The sequence below is a fragment of the Nocardia sp. NPDC060220 genome (assembly GCF_042727815.1).
Lineage (GTDB): Bacteria > Actinomycetota > Actinomycetes > Mycobacteriales > Mycobacteriaceae > Nocardia.
Window position 1 is genome coordinate 1 of the sequence record NZ_JBHWZY010000825.1, and the last position, 3,028, is coordinate 3,028.

At 64.7% G+C, this 3,028-nt stretch carries 3 protein-coding genes; all 3 read left to right on the forward strand.

Annotated elements, in window-relative coordinates:
- The first annotated feature begins 199 nt into the window (after positions 1–199).
- Complete coding sequence (locus ACFWF3_RS30280; RefSeq protein WP_378989374.1) at positions 200–1,195, forward strand: ParA family protein; 996 nt, start codon at positions 200–202, stop codon at positions 1,193–1,195.
- 34 nt (positions 1,196–1,229) lie between these two features.
- Entirely contained in the window at positions 1,230–2,267 is a 1,038-nt protein-coding gene (locus ACFWF3_RS30285; protein WP_379317077.1) for a ParB/RepB/Spo0J family partition protein, read from the forward strand.
- Between the two features lie 80 nt (positions 2,268–2,347).
- Positions 2,348–3,028 (forward strand): GNAT family N-acetyltransferase (locus ACFWF3_RS30290; protein ID WP_379317079.1); only part of this gene is annotated, 681 nt, incomplete at its 3' end.

Genomic DNA, 3,028 nt, shown 5'->3' on the forward strand with positions numbered 1-3,028 from the left:
GTTGGGTGTGTCCTTGTCGGCGTGCCGCGATTCAGCTTTCCTAAGTGTCTCGAGGCTGGCAAGCTGTCAGAGTCGGGCGGGAGTGAGCCACCCTCCTCGAGTCTTCGAGTTCTCCACCGACACAGTTAGTTTGTGACGACACGGCGCCGACGTTCGTCGGGGATACGTGATCTGAAGTTTCTCGGGTTAGGAGCAATCTATGTCGAGCGGTCCGGCGAATGTTTCACGGGAAACAGCGTCGCGGGTCCCGGGGATGCTGGATTCCAGCAGCTTCGACGCGGAGACGTTCGGGAATACTCCTTTCGGGCACATCTCCCCGGCCGAGACCCCGATCGCGGCGGAAGCGCAACGCGCCAGCCAGATTCTGCATCCAGGAAAGGTCACTGTGCCGAAACCTCGCGAGCAACGGATCATCACTATCGCCAACCAGAAGGGCGGCGTCGGTAAGACGACTACGACGGTCAATCTCGCTGCGGCGCTAGCGCACCAGGGAATGACGGTCCTTGTGGTCGATCTTGATCCGCAGGGCAACGCGAGTACGGCGCTGGGCGTCGCACACAACTCGGGTGTGCCGTCCAGCTACGAGCTCCTGATCGGTGAAGTGACGGTCAAGGACGCGATCCAAGTGAGCCCGCACAGCGAGCGATTGCTGTGTGTCCCAGCCACGATCGACCTGGCCGGCGCGGAGATCGAACTGGTCTCGATGGTCGCCAGGGAAGGCCGGTTGAAGACCGCGATCCGCGAGGCGGGCATGGTCGGCTTCGACATCGATTACGTGTTGATCGACTGCCCGCCCTCCCTCGGTTTGCTCACGGTCAACGCGCTCGTGGCGGCCAAGGAGGTGCTGATTCCGATCCAGTGTGAGTACTACGCGCTGGAGGGTGTCGGTCAGTTGCTCCGCAATATCGGGCTGGTGCAGGCGCACCTGAACCCGGAGCTACACGTGTCGACCGTCCTGCTGACGATGTACGACGGCCGCACCAAGCTGGCCGACCAGGTGGCCGAGGAAGTGCGTAATCACTTCGGCGATGTGGTCCTCAAGTCGATGATCCCGCGCAGCGTGAAGGTCTCGGAGGCGCCGGGCTATGGGATGACCGTGCTCGATTACGATCCAGGCTCGCGCGGTGCGATGAGCTACATGGACGCGGGGCGCGAGCTGGCCGCTCGTGCGCAGCTGAAGCAAGACGCGTCTTAAGCGTGAGTTGGAACGAGGAAGGGATCGGTAGCCGATGAGTCAGGCGAAAAAGGGCGGTCTCGGTCGCGGGTTGGCCGCATTGATCCCGACGGGTCCGGCAGTGGCGCCGGGCTTGAGCAGTGCCGCCGCGAGCGTGATCGGAATCAACCCGATCGGCCCGCAACCGGCCGAGGCGTTCCTGCATCGTGTTCCGGACGCGGAGCCCGCGCCGGAGCCCGAGCCCGAATCCGATCTGGTCTCCCCCGGCGGCGCGGTGTACCGCGAGGTCCCCGCTGACCTGATCGAGCCGAACCCGAAGCAGCCGCGTCAGGTCTTCGAGGAAGACGCACTCGCGGAGCTCGTGCACTCGATTCGCGAGTTCGGTCTCATGCAGCCGATCGTCGTGCGCCGCGTCGAACCGGGCGTCGACAAGTTCCAGTTGGTCATGGGCGAGCGCCGCTGGCGCGCATGCCAAGAGGCCGGACTCGCCACGATCCCCGCGATCATCCGGGACACCGACGACGGCTCGATGCTGCGTGACGCGCTCCTGGAGAACATCCACCGCGTGCAGCTGAACCCCCTCGAGGAGGCGGCGGCCTATCAGCAGCTGCTCGAGGAGTTCGACGTCACGCACGAGGAATTGGCTTCGCGAATCGGTCGCTCGCGGCCGGTGGTGACGAATATGATTCGTTTGCTGAAGCTGCCGATTCCCGTGCAGCGTCGGGTGGCCGCCGGGGTGCTCTCGGCCGGACACGCCAGGGCGCTGCTCGGCTTGGATGCCGGCGCGGACGCCCAGGAAGAATTGGCTGCACGAATCGTCCGTGAGGGAATGTCGGTTCGGTCTACGGAGGAAGCGGTGCAACTCGCGAACCGCGAGCCCACGCCGACCGCTCCCCCGGCACCGAAGCGTAAACCGATCCACATGCCGGGTCTGCAAGATGTTGCCGAGAGACTGTCGGGGTCCTACGACACCCGAGTCACGGTCAGCCTCGGCAAGAACAAGGGCAAGATCGTTGTCGAGTTCGGGTCCGTCGAAGATCTCGAGCGCATCGTGGCGCTGATGGAGCAAGTCGGCCCCGAAACGTCACTGTGACTGAAAGAGGCGGCACGTACTGTGGATAGTGATGTGGCGTGAGCGTGGATGAATCCGACAGCTGGAGGCTGAACAGAGCGGTGTCGACCAGCGTCACGGCTTTGACTCTCGACGGGCTCGGTCAGCTCCCGGCGCACACCCGGCGGTGTGTGTTCTGGGAGCTCGACCCGGCTGTCGCCGCGGACTCGCACGCGTTCAGCGATCCGGTCTTCGAAAAGGAAGCCTGGCTCTCGACGGTGATGCTCGAGTGGGGTTCGTGCGGGCAGGTGGCCCACGTGGACAACAACCTCGCGGGCTGTGCGCTGTACTCACCTCCGAGTGCCGTGCCACGTTCCGCGCTGTTCCCCACGTCCCCAGTAAGCCCGGACGCGGTCCTGCTGACCACGCTGCAGGCCGAATTCCCCTACGATGAGGCCGATGTAGCCCATCGCCTTGTTCAGGCCGTGGTGGCCGATCTGGTGCGTCGTGGCGTGCGGGCGCTGGAAGCATTCGGCATTCGCAACGGCCCACCGTCGAGTTCGGTAGCCGATCGCGGCTTCGGATCGTCGATGCGGTTGATGGAACGGATCGCGGCGCCGCTGCGGGACCCGTCGTCCGCGACGAGGTGCACTCCCGAAACCTGCATGATCGACGCGGATTTCCTCGCCGAGGTCGGTTTCGAAGTGGTGGCCCCGCACCACCGCTTCCCCCGGCTGCGCCTGGAACTCGACTCCGATCACGGCTGGAAGGAAGATGTCGAGCGCGCGCTCGACCAACTCCTG

Excerpts from the sequence above, each read along its gene's own strand:
- ACFWF3_RS30280 (WP_378989374.1), top strand. The coding sequence starts at position 200 with ATGTCGAGCGGTCCGGCGAATGTTTCACGGGAAACAGCGTCGCGGGTC.
- ACFWF3_RS30285 (WP_379317077.1), top strand. The coding sequence starts at position 1,230 with ATGAGTCAGGCGAAAAAGGGCGGTCTCGGTCGCGGGTTGGCCGCATTG.